Origin of the sequence: Rhodococcus sp. PML026, assembly GCF_000963615.1 — a bacterium.
GTDB classification, from domain to species: Bacteria; Actinomycetota; Actinomycetes; order Mycobacteriales; family Mycobacteriaceae; genus Rhodococcoides; species Rhodococcoides fascians.
In genome coordinates this window covers 943,955-961,790 of the sequence record NZ_KQ031376.1, presented here as the reverse complement: position 1 = coordinate 961,790, position 17,836 = coordinate 943,955, and the positions used below count along the sequence as shown (strand labels likewise).

Sequence of the window (17,836 nt, the reverse complement as noted above, 5' to 3'; positions counted from 1 at the left end):
TGACCCGAAGCTCGAGCTCGAGATCAGGCGCGCACCTGCGCCTATACGAACCCACTTTGGCGCACGTGAGCAAGGGCGGTGGGCGTGACAGCTTTGTAGGTGCGTCGCAGGAATCGCAGCGAACAGTGGACGGCCGCAAGTACGATCGCCCGCGCCTTCAAAGCCAATGCCGAAGTAGTATTTTACGACTAAGCCGCGCTCCGCGGCATCGTCCCCGCACGCACGCACGCACGCACGGATCGTGATCGATCGCGACCGGAGTCGTCATTCAGGTGTCGGTTGCGTTTTATTCGCGGCCAGGACCACGATTCGCAGGGCGATGTGGATGAGTACCGCGGCGACACCGGAGTCGACGTTTTTCACGTAGCCGTGTGCGAGAAGGTTTCGGGTATTCCAGCCGGCTGGGTTATTGCATATGGCGTTGAACATCCGACGATCGTCTTCGGGGACGTCGTACTCGGTGCAGAAAAGGTTCAACATGACTCCCAGGCCGACGTATTGGCCTGGCGACTGTCCCTGTTGCAGTCGATATATGCCTTGGTCGGCGGCAATTACTGCAGTGCGGAGCATTGACTCGATCACTGGGGTTGTGGTGTACGCGGCCGCTTCCGGGTCGCCCGACCAGAAACGAAACAGTGCGCGGCACAACCGAGTCGAGGTGTCGCTGGTCATCGCGGGACCAACGTTGAGCACATGGTGCAGGTTCTCGGCTGGCGGCGTGCCGAAGCGGTGGACGATCTCATGGAGGGCGGCGGCGAAGATCGGTGCCCAATGACCGAGAAGCTGGGTTTCCCACTTCACCATGTCCATGTCGAGACGTTCCGCGTCGGTCGTCGGGGCCCAGAGTGGCAAACCCTCTGGAGTCTGCAGTTGAGTCGAGAATAGGGCGGTCAGGGGAGCGAGGGCGTATTGCTCTCGGACGCGGCGTTCGGTGGTGGCGATGGGTCCAGTGACTGCGGTGAACGACGCGAACGCAGACAGCGCCTCCGACCAGTTTGCTGAGGGCTCGTCGGGCGCATCTCCGGCTTCGGCGGTCGGTCTCGGCGATGTGTCAGCGCCGAGAACTGCGTCGACACACGACTCCCACTCCTCCTGGAACTGACGCGACGATGCGGTGAGGTGCATCATTTCCAGGTCGAGCTCTCGGACCTGTTGGAGGCGGACGGTGGCTTCGTTGCGAAGCACTGGGTCATTCGAGCGCTCTGCCAGTTCGACCGCCTGGTGGAGGCGGGTCGCTTTCATGATGTTGTTGGTTTCGCTGTCCGCCTTGTCGAGGAAGGTGTGGACTCGGCGTCGCCAGATTTCGGCGCGCTCCGAAGGCGACGTGGCGGCCTCGAGGGCGAGGTTGAGGATGCGGTCTCGTTGAGTCGGGTCGGGCCACTTCTTCTCGGCTGTGGCCAACAAGCGCGCGGTGGTTCCCGGACTGCCCTCTCCAGTGAGTGTGATCAGCGCGCTGACCACGGACCCGAAGGGTGGATCGTCCTGTCCGAGGATCCGCTCGACGAGGACGCAGAGCTGGTCGATGGACGTACTCAATGTTGTGTCGTCGTCGATAGCCCGACTGAGCCGGATAGCAGCCCGGCAATCCGCAACGGCGTCGTAGTTGCGCGCTTCTAGTGCGGACGCGTCGATGTATGCGGCGATTGCGGCACGCGCGTGGTTGAGTCTGTCCCTGCCGCCGACCTGGAAGAGCAAGTGGTGAAGTCGTGCTCGGGTCGGGGCGTGCTGGACGAGTCCTGCGAGACCTCCCCACGTGGCAACGATGGTCGAGTCCACTGACCTGGTGTCGGGTGGGTTGGTGCTGTCGGGTCCGCGGAACTCGGGGAGCAATCGAACGCGTTCGCTTCCCGACGACCTGTCGAAATCAAGTTGATACCGCAGCGACCACCATGCAGCGCGGTGCTCCAAGGTGAGGTGGTTGCCGCTGTCGGTGTCATCGCTCTCATCGTCGACCATACGGTGGTCGACAAAGACATCACGAGCAGCGGCGTATCGGCGGTACTCAGAATCGTGTTCCGCCACGCTATCGAGGGCGTCCGCCGCTTGATGAAGCTTCTCGTCGTCGGGTTTGGATGACTCCTCTGATTCAGCATTCAGCTGGTTAACTTTTCGATCCTCGCCAGGATCGGGCGGGTGGGGATCTGTGACCATGACAGACAGTGTGCAGGCGGGGCCCGACAAAATCTTCGACGCAATGCCGTGCTGACGAATCGCCATCGGTAGTTGCGTGCGGGGTGCGGTCGCTGATGCCTTGCTCTTCGGTGTCACGAGCGTGTCACATGTCGGGACTTACGACGGTGGATTCGGGTGGTGCTGATTGGACGATTGACGCAGTTCAGAGTATCTGTGATGGTTCCATCCGGACGTATCTGGTTGTCTCGCAACATACTTGTAAGCGAGCGGTCAACGGTTCAATCCCGTTAGGAGGCTCTCTTGGCTCCGATTCCGTCCCTGGGATCGGAGTTTTTGCGTTTCGTCGCGGATCGGCTCCTCGGTTTCGGATACCCGACGGCGATCGGAGTCAGGTATCCGAAACGGGGGAGCTGATCGAGCGGACGGCCCGCATCTACGCTCTTCGTCGGAATCCACACCCTTCGTAGGAGGTGTCGATTCCGATTGGGGGCGTGGATTCAAGTCTTCGCTGCGCAACCGCGGGCCCACCACATCGCTACGAGGCGGAATACGAGGAGACGAGTCGTCGTTGACTCCATCGACGGTGTTCGATCCCAATGCCCCGGGTACCAACCATCAGCCGCTACGAGCGGCCACCTGCCGAGAGGCGCACTGGCGAACACCGTCACCCAATACTGATCAGAGCCGCGCACCCAGAGGTGCGCGGCTCTGTTCGTTCCACAAGCCCGGTATCACTGCTCGTCTTGCTTCTCCACGGAAGCCATCGAACCCATTTCGGCGGCGAATTCTGTCGCCATGGCCTTCGAGAGTGCCTGCGCAGCCGACAGCGGACGCACCATCACGGTGAAATTGTCGATCAGGCCGTCGGAGTTCAGGTGGAGGATGTCGCAGCCGTAGACGGTCACGTCGTCGATACGGGTCTCGAAGAACAGGACGTGATCACGGCCGCCGATGTCTTCGACGGTTTTCACGTAGCGAAGGTCCTCGAAGACGCGGGTGACGGCGCGCAGTATCGCCGCGGTCAGCTCCTTGCCGTGGTACGGCTTGAATGCGACGGGGGAGCTGAAGACGACGTCGTCGGCCAGGGTGGCGGCCATGGCGTCGTGATCGTTGGCCTCGACGGCCTGTCGGAACTGCTGCACGCGTCATCTCCTGGGTGGGGCCAGGGCCTGAGACACCCTCGGCTGGTGACCGAACCATACACAATTTTGCGACTATGAATGGGTGATCGGCGTTTTCATCTGCGTCCCGCGCGGGTGTCGAGAACTTCGAGGACACGGGCACCCCAGCGAAGCGATTCCTCCTCGAACATCCGTCCGCGCATCAGGGTGAGATACGGGCCGATGCGATCGGCGGTGGCCAGGAACTCGGTCTCGGTACGTCCGTCGAGCAGGCGGTGCGCCATCCGGTCGTACCGAGCCAGCTTGTCTCGTGAGAGCTGCATTCGTTCTCGGATCGCATCGGTCATCGGCTCGAGGTCCCCGGCTTCGAGAGCGTGGATCGCAACCAGGTGCTCGTCGCGAATGGCCGGAAGCTTCGGTTGCCGATGGCTCACCTGGCGCAGCGCTGCGCGTCCCTTGTCGGTGAGGCTGAACAGGCGTTTGTTGGGTCGACCGTCCTGTTCGACCAATCGCGCCGAGATCACCTCGTCTCGATCCATTCGATCGAGTTCGCGATAGAGCTGTTGGGGAGTGGCAGTCCAGAAGTTGGCGACGGTTGCGTCGAACGCCTTGGACAGGTCGTAACCCGACATCTCCCCGTCGACCAGTGCGGCGAGCACGGCATCACGTAGCGACATGATCCAGGACAGTACCCGTCGCGAGGCGGCGGGCGGGCCAGGTATTAGACAACTTGTTGTATATTGACGTCGAGGTAAAGAACGGTGGACGTGGTGGATCAGACGAAACAATTGCGATACGTAGCCCTGGGCGACAGCCAGACGGAAGGGCTGAACGACGGCAACGACGACACGGGCTTTCGTGGTTGGGCCGATCGGCTCGCCGAGCACATGGCTGAGGGCGCAGACGGGGTCGTCTATGCCAACCTCGCGGTACGTGGTCGTAAGGCCGCGCAGGTCAAGGCCGAGCAATTGCCGGCCGCTTTGGCGTTGAAGCCGACGATCGCGTCCGTTGCTGCGGGTGTCAACGACATTCTGCGACCGCAGTTCGATGCGCGGACCGTGGCAGGTGAAGTGGGCGCAATGTTCGCCGCGCTCCGAGCGGCCGACTGCACAGTGATCACCATGACGTTTCCCCGCCTCGCTCACCCGGTCCCCGGAAGGGCCGTCATCGCCAGGCGTATGACCGAGCTGAACGCCGAGATTCGCAGAGTCGCAGCCGAATACGATGTCGTCGTGATCGACCTCGAGAAGCATGACGTGGCCTCTGATCCCCGGCTGTGGAGCTGGGACCGACTGCACCTGAACGAGACGGGACATGCGCGGCTCGCGGCGGCCGCCGCCTACGCCCTCGGTCTACCGGGTGCCACCGACGCATGGAATCTTCCGTTGGCACCGCTTGCCAGACCGCGCCTGCACTCCCGAGTTCGCGCCGACCTCACCTGGGCCGGAATGTTCCTCGCGCCGTGGTTGACTCGTCGGATTCGTAAACGCTCCTCGGGGGACAGTCGTACGGCCAAGCGGCCGGAGCTGACCGCGGTACTCGGGTAGAGCCGGGCGAACCGACGCGAGCAGACCTGGTGAATCAGAATCCCGGGCCGAGATCTGCAGTGTTATCGACCAAGCTGCGCCGCATCCAGCTGTACACCCTTTCGTCGTTGAGGAGGGTGAAATGGTGAGCACTGTAGATCGCGAGACCGTCGTCCGGTCGAAGTCCGATGTTGCGGAGCTTGTTTCGGCCTCCGGCGCTGTCGGTACGGACCAGACCGTCGCCCACGAAGACTCCGACCGGGTTGCGCGGACTTCCGGTGACGACCGCGGACGCGTGATGATGACGCACCCGTTCCGGAACCGAGATGTCTATGGCGGCACCGACATCGAAGCTGTCGGTGTAACGAGCATGACCGTCCTCGTCGGTGATCGCTCCGTGGATCAGATCACGGATACCGGCACTTCGACGCGCCAGTAGGTTCGCGAACGGCCGGGTCTCGGGTACGAGTGCCATTGCGGCCGCGGCGACGTGGACGCCGTGAGCAAGTGGCGCGCCCAGATGTGGTGTCCCCAGAGTGAATACGTCCGTCAGCAGATCCACCTATCGTCGACCGCCTTCGGCAGCGTGGTGAGCAGCGCTGCGTGAGACCAGCCCGCCCATGGAATGTCCGACCAACGTGATCCGGTGTACCCGGACGGGCCACGCCGGTACGAGCTGCTGCAGCAAGTCCGACAGGTCGGCACCATTGGCTGCAATTCGGCGTCCGGTGTTGTAGCGCAGAAAGATCGAGGTCGTCCCGGCTTCGGCGTCCAGCCGCTCTCCGTATGTGGGCCGCCCACCGAGCCGCCATGCGTATTCCGTTTCGACCAGCCCATGGACGAACACCACGAGGTGCGCTCCCGCGGTGGGAAACCCGTCGGCCAAGGCTCGGTACTCCGGCGGTACAGGGCGTCCGTCGACTCGAATCGACATCGGATGGGCCAGTACCCGGGCTGTTCTCTCCATGTCGTCGCCGATGAGACCGTTCAGAACGGCGATGGTCTGCGCGCCACGGCTGGTGTGCGACGGTGACGGCCGCGAGTCGTCCTCGGCCACGTCGTCGCCGTCGGTCAGGGAGCCGTCAGCCAGGGAGCCGTCGGTCAGGGAACCGACGATCTTGGCTGCGCCGGTGCAGGCGGCCGCGATGCTCGCGTACGTGCCGGCGGCGATCGCGTCGTGCATCAGTTGAGTCGGCAGGGCGGCGGGACCGATACCGAGCTTCACGGCAGCAAACGTGCGTCGTGCAATTGCCGAGTGGACCGCACGAACGCCACCCGCAGCCGACGCCAACTCGCGAAACGTGAGCTCGCCGAGCTCACCCCACTCCTGCGTGCGCCGAGATTTCTTCCCCGGTCCAGGTTTCGTCCCCACCACATTCAGCGTACGCGCGTCCACTGAAACTGCCGGCCCAGCAGAATCGGCGTCTCAGCCCCGGCGGCCGACCACCGGGTTGAGCTCGGAGTTCGCGAGGCCACCGGGCTCGATGCCGGGGAGGAATTCGCGCCAGGTGCCGCTGATCAGGGTCGGCGACTCGACGACGCGGGTGCCGTCGGCGAAGTAGGTGGTGGCCAGTGCGCGACGCGGCTGTGTCGTCCGGTTTGGGCCTGCGGTGTGGAAGCACAGCGCGGAGTGGAACGATACGTCTCCCACGGCGAACGGCTCGGACTCCACCGCCACCTTGCGCGTGTGGAAACGCTGGGTGACGGCCTCGTCGTAGGAGGTGCCGACCTTGTCGAATTTGAGGTCTGCGACTTCGCCGAGAACGTCCCGTCCGCGCGCGAACGACAGTGGACCCATCGGGCCCGGAATGGCCGACATCGGCATCCAGGCAGTGACGGCGTCGGTGGTCTGCAACGGGAAGTGCTCGGCGTCGTGGTGCCACGGTGTGCGTCCGCAGCCGGGCTCCTTGGACAGCGCATTGTCGTGGTACAGCCGAACGCCGGGCACGTCGAGCAGTGCCGCGGCCAACCCGCCGATCCGGGGTGACAGTGCTACGGCACGCATCAGGTCGTCGTGGAGCCACATCTGCTCGAGCGCGGTGAACCGGCCCGCAACGTCATTGCCGTGCTCGGCTCGCAGTAGTTCGTCGAGCCGCTCGGCGAGTCGACGTACGACGGCAGGCGAGAACACGGCGGGCAACCGCACGAAGGCGTGACGGGCGAATGCATCGACGGCCGCCGGGTCGAGATCGTACGGCTCGGTGAGTTCACGCTCGACTTGATCGTCGGTCGCCGCGTCGATGTCGGGCAAGCCGGGACCGTCGACCAGTTCTGCGGGTGCGGCGTCGTTCGCGGCCAACGTGACGTACCAGTCCCACCAGTCCTGATCGTTGCCGGCCCAGTCCTGGTCGATACCGCCCTCGCGATTGCGTTCGGGCAGAAGCTCATTGGTGGCAGGGTTGTTCAGAGCCACAGCAGGGCCGCCCCGTGCGAGAAGGTGTAGGAACCGGACGCGTCGCGACACGAAGCGAGGTAGTCGCCGAGCACGGGGGCCGCCTCCATCTCGTCGAGTGACACGGAGTCGTCGAAGGCACACCGCTGCAAAAAGCCCTCGGCGACAGCGCGATCGGACGTTCCGGTGGTGTACGAGACGCGCTGATCGCGCACGTCCGCGCCCGCGCGGATAAGCGCGTCGCGCACCTGCTCGGCCGTCGTGTACGGCGTCGCTTCGCGCACGCCGGCGCGGAAGGCATCGTAGAAGGCGATGTAGTGGGAGGCCTCCGTTGCCTGCGCGACCAGACCGAGACCATCGGGCACCAGTGCGGCCACGAATCTTTCGGCCGCGACATCCAACTCCGCGGGAGGAAGGGCGTAGAGCGCGTGAGTGGCCCACACGACGTCGTAGCCGGCGTGATCGGCGGGCAGATCCTGCAGCGTCATCACCAGATCGTGCCGGGCGACGAAAGGCGCGGCCAGAGCTCCGCGCGCCTCGGCCACCGAGAATTCGGATGGGTCGAGCAGGTCGTAGGCGACTTCGGGTACCGCGGACAGGTCGGTGTACCGGCGGAGCGCAGTGGGGAATTTACCGCTGCCGCAAGCCACGTCGAGTAGCGACCAGCCCTCGTGAGCCCGGCCGGCGAGCAGCGTCGGCCAATCGGCTGCCAACGCCAGCTGGTGATAGTCCTCGGTGGCCAGAGCGTAGAACGCCTCCATACCCGTGCGGCCCGCCTCGCTCCAGTGCTCGAGACTGCGTTCGGCTGTGTCTCCGCTGCTCACGAGATTCCTCCTAGGAAGCCAACTACGACGCACCGGATGGGGCGTCATGGTTGACTCGGTCCAATGTCCAACATAGCTCCGAATTCGCCGACCGACACTGCCGTCGTGCTCATCGACGGATTGCGGGCGATGCGTCGCGGGGCCGAGGCGCTGGCGGGCCTGCCGCCCGAGTCCTACGCCGAGCACCACGCCGCCTTCGAGATGCTCTCCGATCAGCGCGGTCTGATCGCCCAGCACTTCGCAGATCGGCTGGCCGGGATGGGGAATGGACCGCTCTCGGTGCTGTCGGTGGGCTGCGGAGACGGCTCACTCGATGCCAGGCTCGCAGCAGGCCTGGTGCTGCGGGCACCCGGCCGTACGGTCCGGTACGTCGGCATCGACCCCTGGATCGGCAGTACCGAGCTCTTCGCCGCCACGATGGCGGCGCTCGAGGCCGCCGAACTCGACGCCCACGCGTACGTTGCATCGTTCGACGACGCACCCGTCGACGAGACTTTCGACGTCGTGATGTTCGTGCACTCGATGTACTACGTCGCAGACTTACGAGCAACGTTGCGTGCCGCGCTCGCCCTGCTGCGACCCGGCGGCGAACTGTGGGTGGCGATTGCGCCGACGGCCGCGCTCAACGCACTCGTCGAAGTCCTCGCCCCTCCACTCGAGGGCCATCGGCAGTGGTTCAGCGCCGACGTCGAGAAAGCATTCGTCGACGCCGAGATCGTCCTCGACGACACGGTGACTCTCGATGCGCTGGTCGATCTTTCCGCCGCGAGCGACGACGTGCTGGACTTCGCGGTGCAAGCCCGGTTGACGCCCGAGCTGCACGAGCCGGTGCGGGCCTACCTCGCGGCGGTATCGGTTCCGGATGCGGTTGCCGGGCTTCGAGTTCCGCATCCGGTCGACGTGTTCAGCGCGACCCGTCACTGAATGCCTCGACGCCACTGAACGCGCCGATTCGAGAAAGGTGGACGGAGGTCAGGTCCAGGCCATGCGGGAGCGGTTGTCCCAGTAACTCTGCGGGGACTCGGCAATGTCCAGGTCGGCAATGTTCAGGTCGCAGGGCCCGATCACGGCGCGGTCGACGGAGAGCGCAGCGATGTTCTGTTCGAGTTGCGCCACCGTGGCGGCACCGGAGAGCACCACATCGGCCCACGGTTGCGCGAGGGCGACGGCCAGTGCGAGCGCGTCGCGTCCGACTCCGGCCGAGTCGGCGAGCGCGGAGAGTTCGGAGTTCTCGGCGACGAGTCGGCCGTTCGCCATCGCCTCTTTGACGACGACGAACCAGCCGGCCTCGTGCGCCTCCGCCAGGGCGGGGGCGACGGACGGTTCGAGGGGATTCCACGTCGACTGCACCGAGCCGAACACCCCGGTAGCGAGCGCGGCACGCACGACTTCGGCCTGGTGCGGCCCGCTGGTGCTGATGCCGATGCGCGTGCCACCGGCTGCCAGCGCGCGTAGATCGTCGAGCAGGGCTGCGTCGCGAAGGGCAGGGCTGTCCGGGGTGACGCTGTGAATCAGGTAGTGGTCGGGCTTTCCGCCGAGGTCGCGCACGGTAAGCGGCCACTGCTCGGCCAGACGTGCAACCGAGTGTTCCTTGACCTCGTGTACCTCCGCGCCCCGCTGGAAGTCGGCGACATAGGCATATCCCCACTTCGAGCCGATCACGAGTTCCTCGCGCCGGTTCGGACGGGCAGACAACCAGCTGCCGAGGAACTGCTCGGCCAGACCGTAGGAGCGGGCGACGTCGAAGTGCCGAATGCCACTGTCCCAGGCGGCGTCCAGTACTGCGTGGCAATGTTGCTCGAGCGCAGCCGGGTCGAACCGCCCGTCCACCGCACACGAATGCCCGATGGTCAGATACTCCGGGCGTCCGAGTGCGGCAAGTCCGAGACCGAGTTGCGTCATGCCCTGAATACTCTCATCACTGCCGCCCTCGGAGCCTCGCCGCGAAACCGAGGAGCCGATTCGCCCTTACCAGCCGGTGGTCAGGACTCTGTTCAACGAGTCGACGAAGTAGTCGACCGATTCCTTCGAGACGCACAGGGGCGGTTTGATCTTGAGCACGTTCTGGTGGTCGCCGGTGGGTTGCATGACGACTCCCAGTTCGAGGAGCCGGTTGCAGATGGCCTCGGTTTCCTCGGTCGCAGGCTCGAGGGTGGTGTGGTCACGGATGAATTCGAGTCCCAGGTACAGACCCGATCCGTGCACGGTACCCACGATCGGATCCTCAGCGGCGAGCGCTTGCAATCGAGACTTCAGGTGCCCACCGACGACGCGCGCGTTCTCCTGCAACCCCTCTTGTTGGATGACGTCGAGCACGGCGAGGCCGATCATCGACGACACCGGGGACCCGCCCGTCGACGAGAAGAAGTAACCACCGGTGCGGTAGCGGTCGGCGATCCTCCGGGAGGTCACCACAACGCCGACGGGTTGGCCGCTGCCGATCGATTTCGCGACCGCCACGACGTCGGGAATCGCCTGCTGTTGCTGGAAGCCCCAGAACCATTCGCCGAGTCGGCCGTAACCGACCTGCACCTCGTCGGAGATCGCAAGGCCACCGTGCCTGCGGACGGCGGCGTACACCTGCTGGAGGTAGCCGTCGGGAAGTGCGACACCTCCGGCGTTGCCGAAATAGGACTCGGCGATGAACCCGGCGGGGAGAGTCCCTGCAGCGGCCAGGTCGTCGATGAACTGCACGGCCTCGGGGGCGTAGCGGGCCGCATCGTCACCGCGGTGCTTTCCTCGGTAGGAGTTCGCGGCGTCGACGGTGTGTACCCAGTCCGGCCGGGTGGCAAGGGCATTGGGATTGTCGGCTATCGAGGTCGAGACGGCGTCGCTGGCGAAGGTCCACCCGTGGTAGGCCTCTTTCATGGCCACGATGTCGGTACGTCCGGTCGCGGCCATCGCGATGCGGATGGCGAGATCGGTGGCCTCGGAACCGGAGTTGACGAAGAACACGGTGTCGAGTTCGTCGGGGAGGGTCGCGGTGATGCGTTCTGCGAATTCCGTGATCGCGCGATAGTTGAAGCGCGAGTTTGTGTTCAGCAGGTGCATCTGCCGATGGGCGGCCGCCACCACCTTCGGGTGGGCATGGCCGACGGAGGCGACGTTGTTGACCATGTCGAGGTAGACCCGGCCGTCGACGTCGGCCAGGTACTCACGCCAGCCACGCTCGATACGGGGAGGCTGCGCGTAGTAGTGCTCCTGGACCTCGGCGAGCAGTCGTTCGCGGCGCTCGAGGGTGTCGTCTTCGGGGGCGACGACGGTAGCGGGCAGCCCGAGTGCCGGCGCTGGGTCACCGGCGAGTACCGACCAACCGTGGGAGTACGAGGGCTCGACGCGCAGTGGTATCGGCCCCGAGTTCGATCGGGTGAGCTGGACGTCGATCGGTGTACGCGCCGGCAGCACAAGGGTATTCGGCGAGTTCGGTACGCCCACGAAGTGGACGGCGTCGTCACCGGACGTGACGGTGATGCCGTCGTCGGTGTGCGTGGTGTAGCAGTCTGCAGGTACGTCGAGCGTGGTGTCCTGGGCGAGCCAGATGGTCAGCGCAGTCGAGATCGTGGCCGGCTCTGTGGGAGTGCGGCTGGGTCCACCGGTGAGCCGAGCAGACCACGCAGGTACCACAGCGGCGGGAGCGCCTGCATCGAGTGCGGCAAGCGCGGCGGCCGTCAGGGTGTGTCGGTCGAGCCAGCGCCCTTCGTCGTTGACGGAAGACGTGGTGCCCGCGTCGATGGTCACGGCGTCGGACATACCGGCGACCAACGGTTCGCCCTGCCAGGTCGGTCGCGGCCGGGCGTCCAAACCCAGTGCCCGACGGATGGTTTCGGTCATCACGGGGCAGGGCACCGATGTTGCTTGGGTGAGGATGCGGAATTCGCGATCCAGCGCGGAGTCGGCGTACGAGTTCCCGGCGTCGAGGCGTACCTGCTGACGGCCGCTGAGTACGAGGACCACTCCGCGCAGGGTGACCAATGGCCACAATGCCTCGATCTCGTTCTCGCTCAGCGGACGTGCGGCATGGAAGGCGCGGATGGCGGGCAGTGCGTCGACCGGCGCGAAGCCGTCGTGGTGCAGCAGCGAGGACAAGGTCACCGCAATTTCGTTGACCGCCCACGATCGACTGACATCGCCGAAGTCGATGACGGCGTCGGGGAGCGACCCGGGTGCCGTCGGCGCGAGAACGTTGTCGTCGGTGATGTCGAAGTGACCGAGTTGACGGGGCAGGTCGGCCGACACCGAATGCAACTGACGCATGGCCGATGCGGTGACGTCGGTGATGAATTCGCTGACATCCTGGTCCGGCTCGTCGGGCAACAGCGTCGCGATGACGCGATCGGCATGGCGCAGATCCCATTGCAGCACCCGGCCCGACGCCGGGTGGTCGACATCGGAGAGTGCAACGCTCACCTTGCCTGCGAGTTCACCCATCCGCGCGGCCGTGGCGGGGGAGAGATAGTTCGAACCCATCAGCGTTGTGCCCGAGATGAATTCGATGACCCGGCCGTGGATGCGCCCCTGCGACGAGTTCCACCATGCGGACATAGGTCCGCGCGGGCCGACGACCACCTTCGGGGTACGCAGCGTCGGCTCTCGCTCGGCAACGATGCTTGCGGCGAGGTCCTGCAACTCGATCTCGGACTCGCTGAACACCGGGTTGCTCAGCTTGAGGACGCCGACCGGGTTGCCGCTGTCGATGTCGCGAACCACGAAGTTCTGGTCCTGCTGGCTGCCGAGTTCGGTGAGGGTGCATGCCAATCCGAAGTTTTCGTCCATCAGCCTACGGACCTCGTCGGACTCGAGGGTCGGCGTCGGTAGCTCGGGCTGGGCGAAGAAGTCGAACACGGTGTCAGACATGGGTTTCCTCGGTCTCTTTCTCGAACACGGTCTTGCCGCCGACGATGGTGCGTACGACCGACACAGCCAACAGATTGCCTCCGTCGAGTACGTCACCGTCCAGTACGACGAGGTCGGCGTACATGCCGGGTTGCACTCGACCGACCCGCGAATCGGCATCGAAGGAAGCGGCGGAGTCGAATGTCGCGTGGCGTAGGGCGGCGTCGAGCGGTACCGCGAACTGCGGCTCGTTCGGTGGCAGCGAGTGGTCGGTGGCCGAGCGTCTCGTGGTGGCGATGTACAAATTCGCCAGCGCTTCGTGGGGCGCGGTCGGGGCATCGGTGCCGAATGCCAGGCGGGCCCCCGCAGCGGTGAACAACCTCCACGGGTAGCCGCGTTCGACGCGGTCGTCGCCCAACTGGGCGCGCCAGTTCGGTTGGATCGCAGGGTCGGAGTGCACCGGCTGTACCGATGCCGTGATGCCCAGCCGAGCCATTCGGTCGGGTGTCCGATCGCTGACGATTTCGAGGTGCTCGAGCCGCGGTCGTCGATCCCACGGCGGATTGACGTCGATCATCTCCTCGAGAACATCGAGGGCCATGTCGCTGGCCAGATCGCCGATGGCATGGATGGCCAGACGCAGTTGTGCAGCATCCGCGGCGACGACGACGGGTAGAAGGGCCTCGGCGCTCCACAACAGGTCTCCGTTGGTGCCGTTGGCGTACGGGTAGTTCAACGCTGCGGTACACGCGTCGATGACACCGTCGAGTACTAGCTTGATACCGACGAGCTCGAGCCACGGTGTCGGGTCGTTCCGCAGCTCGAGAACACGGTTCACCTGGTCCAGATTGCGCTGCGCGTCACCGGTATCGACGACGAGCCAATGTGCCGAGACACGGACCGGTAGCCGGCCTTCCGAGCGCTGCGCGACACCGCACAGCGCGCGCCAGCCGTCTTCGTCCATCCCCATGTCGACGACCGAGGTGACACCGGCGGCCGCGAACGCGTCGAGTGCACGCCCTATGTGTCGCTCTCGATCCTGGTTCGAGGTGACCGAAGACAGGTAGGCCCAACCCAATTCGTGCGCGGCGCGTTCGTACAGCATCCCGGCGGGTGAGCCGTCGGGAAGACGCGAGATCCGGCCACCGGCCGGATCCGTTGTCGTCGCGTCGATTCCCATCGCTTCGAGTGCGGCGGTGTTGACCCAGATCGAGTGCATGTCGTTGGAGTCGAGGAACACCGGAATGTCCGAGACGACCTCGTCGAGCATGGCTGCGGTGGGTTCACCGTCGATGGCATCGAAGAGCCATCCGCGGCCGCGCAGCATGGTCGCCTCGGAGCCGAGGGATTCTCGTGCGTCGACCAGCCGGCGTCGAATCTCCGCGAGATCGCCTGCGTCGGTGAGGGCTACGCTGCTGAGCCCGGCACCGAGCCACAACAGGTGTACGTGCGAGTCGACGAATCCGGGGAGGACGAATCGGCCTTCGAGGTCCTCCGTGACGTCGGCGGACGCCGCGTGCGTGGTGCCGGGCAGGTGCACCTCGGCGATGTGGTCGCCGTCGATCACCACACGATCGGCCTCGGCCAAGGTACCGTCGGCGACGGCCTCCAGGGTGCCGGAGGAACTGAGGATCCTGCCGTTCACCAGTGCGGTCCGGGTGGTCGGGGTTGTCATCGAGATGTCTCCTGCGGTAGCGAATCCGATTGCCGTGCTTGTTTTTCTGCCTGTTCGACGCGGGTGGACAAGCGTGCGACGAGAACGACCGGTACGACCAACAACCAACTGGTCACGCCTACGACCCAGCCGAATGTGCTGTAGCCGAACGACTCCACGAGCCAACCACCGAACGCTGGAGCGAAACTGGTACCCACGAGATACACGCCGAGCGAGGGACCCGAGAATCTGCCGTTGGCATCCAGGGCGGCCGCGGTGGCGATGAAGAACAGGAACGCCGCCAGGTACACCGAGTTCCACGCGACGAGCAGCACGCCGTACACCGTGGGATCGGTGGCGAGGGACGTACCGAGTTTCAGGGCGCCACCGACGATCAGTAGAACCGCCATCGGAAGTGCGCGGCCCACCCGGTCGCCGAGCAGGATGAGCACGAGGGCCGCGAAGAATCCCCCTGCGCTGGATGCGCTGAGAACCACACCGAGTGCTGCGTCGCTCAGCTGCGCATTGTCTGCGCCCATGGTGCCTGCAATCGCCCAGAGGGAATCCTCGCTGATCGCCCACACCGCGTACATCACCAGCAGGGACACTCCGGCAATTGTGATGCGCCGCGTGCCGACCGAGGCGGGCGGCTCGACAGCCCGTCGCACCGGGTCGGGTGAGTCGAGTACGGGTGCGGCGGGCAACCAACCCGACGTCACCAGGAGAACGATCGCCAGAGCCGCGACGAATCCGTAGACACTGCCCAGGCCGACCCCGACCAGCGGGATCACCGCGAGGACGAGGGTCACGACGGCTCGGTTGACGAGTCCGTTGGCGGCCGACATCCGGTTGGGATTGCGCAGTGCCGCCAGAGCTGCACCGCTCGCGGCCAGTGCGCCGCCGGCTCCCGCACCTCCGACGATGACGCCGACGACAGTGACGGTGGCACCGAGCGGGAACGCAGCGACACCGAATCCGAGTGCGGTCACCACGAGACCGACTCGGGCTACCGCGATCCGCCGCGACCCCTCGGCCAGTCGGGTGACGGCGATACAGGCCAGCGCGGTGGCGAGCAGCGAGCCCGTCATGATGGTCCCCGCCTCGGCGACGCTGACGTCGAGGGAGTCCTGGAGTGCGATCACCATGAACGGCAACAAGTTTGCGGTCAGCAGGCCGAGTACGGACATGCCGAATGTCGACGTCGCTCGTCGAGTGTTCAGTGGAAGCCGGGTGGCGTCGGGCGTCAGTGGAATGGTCATGATCAGAGAGGCGATCCGTCGGTGGTCGCCATGGCACCGGCGACACCACCGTCTGCGCAGCGGGCTACGGCGACGACGAGGGGACCGTACGGTGCCCGCCACTCACTGTGCAGGGTGTCGTACGAACCCGGCGGAATCGACACCGTCCCGGTGACGGCGCTGCCCGTCGTGTGGAGCGGCACCCGCACTCCGTCGACGAAAGCCTGTACGTCGTCGATGGAACCGCCGTCGATCCGGACGGCGAAGGTGAGTTCGTCGCCCGCGGAGCCCGGCCGAATCTGCACGTCGGTCACTGCGATGGAGGCATCCGAGTCACCGGCACCGACGATGCCGTCGAACACGTGCTCGTCGGTCAGTGCCGGGGTGCGTGCGGGAGCCACTCGTCGTGCCCCGAGGGCATCGACGGAACGGGCGAGACGCAGCAGGGTCGAATCGGAGTAGGCAGCACCGGCCAGGGTCAAGCCCACCGGCATCGACGTGTCGCTCATCGACCCCATGGGAACGGTGACGGTGGGTATGCCGAGGTGGCGGGGCACGAGATTGCCGTTGGCCACCCAGACCCCGTTGCGCCAGGCGATGTCGGCGGACGCGACGTCGACATCGGCGTCGGCGGGACCGACATCGGCGACGGCCGGAAAGACGACTGCGTCGAACCGGTTGTCCTGCAACCACTTCTCGAAGTCGACGCGGCGGACCTCTTCCAATCCGCGCATGCCGGCCGCCACCGACGGAATGCGATCGAACGGCGTCACCCCTGCCTTCGCCATGGGAACGTAGTCCGCCAGATCGTAGGCCGTGTCGAACGGCAGAATGCCGTAGCGATCGGGTAGCGCGCCCGTGGGATGCGGGAAGATGCGCGCCCCGTCGGTCTCGGCCAGGCCGCGCAGACCGGGCTGCCCGTTCGAGGCCAGGAAGCTGTCGAACGCCCACACCGAGAGCTCTTCCAGCTCGCGGTCGAGGAACTCGGCGGGAACGAGACCGCGGTCGACCATGGTCTGCGAGTTCGGGTGCAGGCCTTCGTAGTTCTCCACGACGGGGAAGTCGGTTTCGATCACTTCTGCGCCTGCAGCCACCAGATCGTCGCGCATGGAGTGCCACAGGGTCATCACCGAATCGCGGGTGTGGATCGGATATGCGCTGTCGGGATCGCCGTTGACGTACAGGCGAGGTACGGCGAGCCGGAGCCCCTGCAACGGCAGTGGCGGCAATTCGGTGAAGGACGCGGGCCGAACATCCGAGGCCGGGGGGATCGACACCCACTCCTGCATGCGCCACAGGTCGCCCTCGGTGACCGCGTCCTCGGCCACGACCACGTCCAGTAGGTGCAGTAAGTCGTCGACCGTACGGGCATGCGGCACAACGACATCCATCGTGGGCACCAACGGCCAGTTGCCCCGCACCGAGATCACCCCGCGAGAGGGCGTGTAGGCGACGAGCGCATTGTTCGACGCGGGAGCGCGGCCCGAGGACCAGGTTTCCTCGGCGAGCCCGAAGGCGGCGAAACTCGCAGCTGTCGCAGTACCCGATCCGTTCGACGATCCCGAGCCGAACGCCGAGGTGAGAAACTCTGCGGAGTAGGGACTTTCGGCGCGTCCGTAGAGTCCGCGCTGCATTCCACCCGCTGCCATCGGCGGCATGTTGGTCAGGCCCAGGCAGATGGCGCCTGCCGCTCGCAGCTGAGCCACGGCGAAGGCGTCGTCGGTCGCGACGAGGGTCTCGAATGCGGGCGAGCCGGCCGTCACCGGGAGGCCGCGCACCTTGTAGCTGGACTTGGCGGTGTAGGGGATTCCGTCCATCGGGCCGAGGGTCTGTCCAGCGCTCCGGCGCCGGTCGGCTGCGCGGGCTTCCTCGAACGCGTCGGGGTTCAGAACCGGGACGGCGTTGAGGCTGATGCCGGTGCGGTCGTAGTGCCCGATTCGATTGAGGTAACGCGCTACCAGTTCGACGCTCGTCACAGTGCCCTCGGCGAGCGCGGCGGAAACGCCGGCGACATCGGCCTCGACCACGGTGAAGGAAGAAGAAGTCATGACAGAACTAAAACACACACTGTCGGTTTTGGGAACGGGTGAATCGAAAAAAATCCCGACATGCAAG

14 protein-coding genes are annotated in these 17,836 nt (G+C 65.5%); 2 read left to right on the top strand and 12 right to left on the bottom strand.

The window, feature by feature from the left end; all coding sequences use genetic code 11:
* Positions 1 to 264 precede the first annotated feature (264 nt).
* The 3 genes from VF34_RS24055 to VF34_RS24045 all read right to left on the bottom strand — a co-directional run bounded on the left by VF34_RS24055 (position 265) and on the right by VF34_RS24045 (position 3,931).
* Positions 265 to 1,956: a hypothetical protein gene (locus VF34_RS24055; RefSeq protein ID WP_032374884.1), complete on the bottom strand. Its 1,692-nt coding sequence runs from the start codon at positions 1,954 to 1,956 to the stop codon at positions 265 to 267.
* A gap of 908 nt (positions 1,957 to 2,864) precedes the next feature.
* Positions 2,865 to 3,275 (bottom strand): nuclear transport factor 2 family protein, encoded by a 411-nt coding sequence (locus tag VF34_RS24050; RefSeq protein ID WP_032374883.1) that lies wholly within the window; start codon positions 3,273 to 3,275, stop codon positions 2,865 to 2,867.
* A gap of 95 nt (positions 3,276 to 3,370) precedes the next feature.
* On the bottom strand, positions 3,371 to 3,931 hold the full coding sequence (locus VF34_RS24045) for a PadR family transcriptional regulator (RefSeq protein WP_032369174.1): 561 nt from the start codon (positions 3,929 to 3,931) through the stop codon (positions 3,371 to 3,373).
* Between the two features lie 90 nt (positions 3,932 to 4,021).
* Here VF34_RS24045 and VF34_RS24040 point away from each other — a divergent pair, with 90 nt between their 5' ends.
* Complete coding sequence (locus tag VF34_RS24040) at positions 4,022 to 4,801, top strand: SGNH/GDSL hydrolase family protein (RefSeq protein ID WP_197077500.1); 780 nt, start codon at positions 4,022 to 4,024, stop codon at positions 4,799 to 4,801.
* Between the two features lie 34 nt (positions 4,802 to 4,835).
* On the opposite strand, the gene VF34_RS24450 is transcribed toward VF34_RS24040, so the two are convergent.
* The 4 genes from VF34_RS24450 to VF34_RS24025 are packed head-to-tail and all read right to left on the bottom strand — an operon-like array spanning position 4,836 to position 7,996.
* Positions 4,836 to 5,342 carry a hypothetical protein gene (locus tag VF34_RS24450; protein WP_052063093.1) on the bottom strand — a complete coding sequence of 169 codons (507 nt, stop codon included), beginning with the start codon at positions 5,340 to 5,342 and terminating at the stop codon, positions 4,836 to 4,838.
* On the bottom strand, positions 5,343 to 6,152 hold the full coding sequence (locus VF34_RS24445) for an esterase/lipase family protein (RefSeq protein ID WP_155289607.1): 810 nt from the start codon (positions 6,150 to 6,152) through the stop codon (positions 5,343 to 5,345). It lies immediately after the preceding gene.
* 54 nt (positions 6,153 to 6,206) lie between these two features.
* Positions 6,207 to 7,193 carry a phytanoyl-CoA dioxygenase family protein gene (locus VF34_RS24030; RefSeq protein ID WP_052063091.1) on the bottom strand — a complete coding sequence of 329 codons (987 nt, stop codon included), beginning with the start codon at positions 7,191 to 7,193 and terminating at the stop codon, positions 6,207 to 6,209.
* Positions 7,184 to 7,996 (bottom strand): class I SAM-dependent methyltransferase, encoded by an 813-nt coding sequence (locus VF34_RS24025; protein WP_032374882.1) that lies wholly within the window; start codon positions 7,994 to 7,996, stop codon positions 7,184 to 7,186. The genes VF34_RS24030 and VF34_RS24025 overlap by 10 nt, the downstream gene beginning before the upstream one ends.
* A gap of 63 nt (positions 7,997 to 8,059) precedes the next feature.
* Here VF34_RS24025 and VF34_RS24020 point away from each other — a divergent pair, with 63 nt between their 5' ends.
* The gene (locus tag VF34_RS24020; protein WP_032374881.1) at positions 8,060 to 8,920 is read left to right on the top strand and encodes a methyltransferase domain-containing protein; all 861 of its coding nucleotides are present in this window, start codon (positions 8,060 to 8,062) and stop codon (positions 8,918 to 8,920) included.
* A 48-nt stretch (positions 8,921 to 8,968) separates the two neighbouring features.
* Here the strand turns inward: VF34_RS24020 and VF34_RS24015 are convergent, their stop codons facing one another.
* The 5 genes from VF34_RS24015 to VF34_RS23995 form a co-directional block, all read right to left on the bottom strand.
* A complete protein-coding gene (locus VF34_RS24015; protein WP_032374880.1) occupies positions 8,969 to 9,898 on the bottom strand; it encodes an aldo/keto reductase in 930 nt (309 codons plus the stop codon).
* Positions 9,899 to 9,964: 66 nt separating this feature from the next.
* A complete protein-coding gene (locus tag VF34_RS24010) occupies positions 9,965 to 12,850 on the bottom strand; it encodes an aminotransferase (RefSeq protein ID WP_032374879.1) in 2,886 nt (961 codons plus the stop codon).
* Positions 12,843 to 14,504: an amidohydrolase gene (locus tag VF34_RS24005; RefSeq protein ID WP_045842086.1), complete on the bottom strand. Its 1,662-nt coding sequence runs from the start codon at positions 14,502 to 14,504 to the stop codon at positions 12,843 to 12,845. The genes VF34_RS24010 and VF34_RS24005 overlap by 8 nt, the downstream gene beginning before the upstream one ends.
* Positions 14,501 to 15,742 (bottom strand): MFS transporter, encoded by a 1,242-nt coding sequence (locus tag VF34_RS24000; RefSeq protein WP_032374878.1) that lies wholly within the window; start codon positions 15,740 to 15,742, stop codon positions 14,501 to 14,503. Before VF34_RS24000 ends, VF34_RS24005 begins: the two co-directional genes overlap by 4 nt.
* Positions 15,743 to 15,744: 2 nt before the next feature.
* Complete coding sequence (locus tag VF34_RS23995; RefSeq protein WP_032374877.1) at positions 15,745 to 17,769, bottom strand: amidase; 2,025 nt, start codon at positions 17,767 to 17,769, stop codon at positions 15,745 to 15,747.
* Positions 17,770 to 17,836 lie beyond the last annotated feature (67 nt).